Annotated in this window: 3 protein-coding genes and 1 pseudogene; all 4 read left to right on the top strand. The window is 53.5% G+C overall.

From position 1 onward, the window contains the following. Window positions 1-1,994, top strand: a 1,994-nt coding sequence (locus AUK29_10300) for a hypothetical protein (GenBank protein ID OIP61402.1), incomplete at its 5' end; no start/stop codon positions are given. Window positions 1,995-2,023: 29 nt separating this feature from the next. Then, window positions 2,024-2,707 (top strand): hypothetical protein, encoded by a 684-nt coding sequence (locus AUK29_10305; protein ID OIP61403.1) that lies wholly within the window; start codon window positions 2,024-2,026, stop codon window positions 2,705-2,707. A gap of 1 nt (window position 2,708) precedes the next feature. After that, window positions 2,709-4,124 carry a hypothetical protein gene (locus AUK29_10310; protein ID OIP61404.1) on the top strand — a complete coding sequence of 472 codons (1,416 nt, stop codon included), beginning with the start codon at window positions 2,709-2,711 and terminating at the stop codon, window positions 4,122-4,124. Next, window positions 4,121-4,337 (top strand): annotated as a pseudogene (locus tag AUK29_10315) (hypothetical protein). The gene AUK29_10310 and the pseudogene AUK29_10315 overlap by 4 nt, the downstream one beginning before the upstream one ends.

The raw sequence follows: 4,337 nt of genomic DNA on the forward strand, positions 1-4,337 counted from the left end.
GGAATGTCTCTGAACGTTTCATGGAAGCCTTTGGTTCGCCCAACCTGATACGGTATCAATCGGACCGTTCATCAGGAAGAACCCCGGCCTTTCATTTGATGCAAGGGCCGGATGCCGGGATCACCTATGATATTGAGGATTGCAACACCATTCTCTCCTTTAACAGCGGTCTCCTCGAAGATCACTGGTCCTCAGTGCAGCTTTTCCGCGCCTATGGAAAGTTTCGGAGGGGGAGCAAAGAGACGCGAGGCAAACTGGTTCATATCGAACCGCGTCTTTCCGTCACAGGGGCCAAGGCCGATCAATGGGTCCCCATCCATCCCGGCGCCGAGGGAGTTCTTGCCATGGGCATTGCCTCGGTGATCATCATCGAGAAGCGTTATGATGAGGGGTTCATAGCAGAACGGACATTGGGATTCGAGGATTGGACAGACGAAAAAGGCGCCTCACACCCCGGCTTCAAGACCCTGGTCATTCAGGAATATCCGCTGGAAAAAGTGGTCAAAATAACCGGGGTTCCCAGGGACACGATCATCAGTCTGGCCCGGGAATTCGCCCATCGTCAGCCTGGGGTGGCAATCGGTAACGATGGAGAGTGGATCGGCAACCAGGGGATCTACAACCGGATGGCCATACATGCCCTGAACGGATTGGTCGGAAACATCCAGAAAAAGGGAGGAATTTTATCCAATGCAAAACTTCCGGAAATACCTCTCCCGCCGTTCTCTCCCGATCCGGTCTCCGTCAAAGGACGGTCCATGCCGAGGATAGACGGGGCCGGAAGGAACAGGTATTCGCTGGTTCAAGATGCTCCGGAGAATCTTGCAGAACAGATTTTGAAAAAACAACCCTATCCCATCGAGATGCTCCTGGTTCATGACGCGAACCCAATGTATGAGAGTCCGGAACCGGACCGGCTGATTTCAGCCCTGAAACAAATTCCGACCGTGGTCAGCTTCTCCTCTTTCATGGATGAAACGACACGGTATGCGGACCTCATCCTGCCCGATTCCATCTATCTGGAGAAATGGCAGATGGATGAGAGCTTCACCCTGAAGGGGAATCCTGTGGTCAGCGTGGCGCAGCCCGTGGCGGCGCCCACATATGATACACGGGATACCTGTGAAATCCTGACGGCCCTTACGGGAATTCTGGGCAAACCGGTCTCCAATGCATTTCCATCCCTAAAATCCGAGGATCTGATCAAGGCATCTCTGAAGCCTCTCCACGCATCAGGCCGCGGGGAGGCCTTCGGCGCTCAGCTCGAAGAACTCTGGACCAAACTCCTTGAGCAGAGCGGCTGGAAGGTGAGAAGCCGGGAGCCGTTTGAAAAATTCCTGGCCGATGTCGAGGAACGGGGCGGATGGTGGGATCCGGTTTATTATCCATGGGAATGGAAAAGGGTCCTCTCCACCCCTTCGGGACGGTTTGAATTTTATTCACTGACGGCCAGAAAATATTTCAGCAACCTGAATGCCAAGGATCAAGATCTGCTCCTCCAGAAGATACCCTCACCCGTGGACATGGACAAGCTTGACGCCGCCTGTCTCCCTATGGGGGATCCGGGCGTATCCAAGGGGAATGAGACCCTCTATGATCTCGAGCTGAATCCTTACGTCATTCCCATTCTCAGCGGACTCAACCATACCAATCAGCCCTGGCTGCAGGATATCACAGGGTTTCATGTTTATCAGAGATGGCATACCTGGGTCGAAGTCAATCCGGAAACGGCCGATAAAATCGGCATTCAAAACGGGGATTGGGTCTGGGTTGAGTCCCCCAAAGGGAAAATCAAGGCCCAGGCCCGGCTTTTCAAAGGCGCCATGCCGGACGTCATCAACCTTCCGGTCGGCCTCGGGCATGCATCGGGCGGGAGATGGACCAGCGGGATCGGGGAGAACGTCCTCAAGATCCTCCTTGCTGAAAAGGAGCCGTTCACCGGTAAGGTTCATTTCCAGCGTTCCCGAGTCAGATTAACTAAAACGAATGCATAAATCTTTGCGTCACAAAAGGAGCAAGACCTATGGCAAAGTGGGGAATGGTGATCGACCTGGATAAATGCACGGCATGTCAGGCCTGTGTGGTGGCCTGTCAGGCGGAGAACAATGTTCCGATCTCAAATCCTGAAACCACAGAGGTCGGCCGGAGCATCCACTGGCTGGAGATGATCCCTTTCGTGGATGAAGAATACCCCCATGTACGGATGCGCCTTCTGCCGCGGCCCTGCATGCACTGTGAAAACCCGCCTTGTATCAAGGTCTGCCCCGTCGGCGCCACGCAGATCAGTTCCGAAGGAATCGTGGGCCAGATCAATGCCCGGTGCATCGGATGCCGCTACTGCACGACCGCCTGTCCGTACACGGTCAAATACTTCAACTGGTTCAAACCGGAATGGCCCAAAGGCATGGAAAAATATTTGAATCCCGATGTGACCGTCAGATACAACGGCGTGGTGGAAAAATGCACGTTTTGCCATCACCGCCTCCAAAAGGCAAGAGACCAGGCCCGATATGAACGCCGCGAACTCGGACCCGACGACTATATCCCGGCGTGCGTCCAGACCTGCCCGGCAGAGGCCATGTATTTCGGCGATCTGGACAACCCGAAATCAACGGTGTCCATCCTTGCCCGGAGCAAACGCGCCTTCCTTCTGATGGAAGACCTGGGAACCCACCCCAAAGTAATCTACTTAAGCGAAGGAGTGTGACATGGACCTGAAGAAGGCGTTTGAATACGATGAAAAAATTCTCCTCAAACCGGTTCTGGAGGCCAACCGGAACTACTACATCACGGTATTCCTTCTTTCCCTGATCGTGGCCTGGGGTTTCTTTGCCTATTTCCATCAATTGGGCAACGGGCTCGGGGTGACGGGCCTGAACAGGCCGGTCTACTGGGGGTTCTATATTACGAACTTTGTCTTTTTCATCGGGATCAGCCATGCCGGTACTTTGATTTCGGCCATTCTCAGGATTGCCCAGGCCGAGTGGCGCAGGGCCATCACCCGGTCCGCGGAGGTGATCACGGTCATGGTCATCTTCTTCGGTGTGGCCAGCATCCTCATGGATCTGGGACGTCCCGACCGGATCATGAATATCATCAAATTCGGACGATTTGAGTCTCCGCTTCTCTGGGACGTCACCAGCATCACCATCTACCTGACGGCGAGCACGGTCTATCTCTTCCTCCCCCTGATCCCGGACATCGCTCTCATGCGGGACAAGGCAAACAAGCGCAAATGGCTCTATACGGTTCTGGCCCTCGGGTGGACCGGAACCCCGAGACAGTTCCATCGTCTTGAAACGGCGATCTCCGTCATGGCCATTCTGGTCATCCCGGTCGCCGTATCGGTGCATACGGTCGTCTCCTTCGTGTTTGCCATGACCATCCAGCCCATGTGGCATTCGGCCATCTTCGGACCCTATTTTGTGGTGGGCGCCATCTATTCCGGCATTGCGGCTTTGATCATCGCCATGGCCCTGATCCGATGGGTTTATCACCTCGAGGGTTACCTGAAAGACGTCCACTTCAACAACCTTGGGATGCTCCTTTTTGTGATGACCCTTCTCTGGAGCTATTTCACCTTCTCCGAATATTTGACCACCTTTTACGGCGCAGAGCCCTCCCACATGCAGGTCTTCTGGGCCAAGTTCACCGGTGAATTCCGGTTCGAATTCTGGGGGATGGTCCTCTGTTGCCTGGTCATTCCCGGCATCTTTCTCAGCAACCGCAAGTTGCGTACCATCAAGGGGTGTGTATTTGCATCCGCAGCCATTACCATCGGCATGTGGCTGGAACGATTCATCATCGTTGTTCCCACGCTCGCCAACCCGAGACTTCCCTACGAGCGCGGCGTTTATCATCCGAGCTGGGTTGAGCTGTCGCTGCTTGCGGGATGTTTCGCTTTTTTCATTCTGCTCTACGTACTCTTCACCAAATTCTTTCCCATTGTCTCCATATGGGAGATCCAAGAAGGGAGGAAGCATGCCGTGGCCGAAGTCTCGGGGAGGGTCAAAACCTATCTCCCCGACATGAAAGATGATTTAGATGATGATGTGAAAAAAAAACATTCACCCATGCAGAAACCTTTATTGGCAACACTGAGTTTGCCGAGGAGGGATTTATGAAAAGCATGCATCAACTCAAAGATCAAGTAACCCCCTTTTTTTTATTTTTCCTTGTTCTGTTTCTGATCTGCACAGGAATCTTTCTGCCGCACAAAGTCCGGAGTGCAATGGAAAAGAAAGGTGATGCCGCGTTTATCTTCCCGGAAGATGCCAACAAGGGCTGGAAGCTGTTTCTTTCAAAGAATTGCATCACCTGCCATACCATATGGGGTC

The organism is Nitrospirae bacterium CG2_30_53_67, assembly GCA_001873285.1.
In the GTDB taxonomy this organism is placed as follows: domain Bacteria; phylum CG2-30-53-67; class CG2-30-53-67; order CG2-30-53-67; family CG2-30-53-67; genus CG2-30-53-67.

Bases quoted from the DNA above. Each gene is read 5' to 3' on its own strand.
- AUK29_10305 (OIP61403.1), top strand. From the start codon at position 2,024: ATGGCAAAGTGGGGAATGGTGATCGACCTGGATAAATGCACGGCATGT.
- AUK29_10310 (OIP61404.1), top strand. From the start codon at position 2,709: ATGGACCTGAAGAAGGCGTTTGAATACGATGAAAAAATTCTCCTCAAA.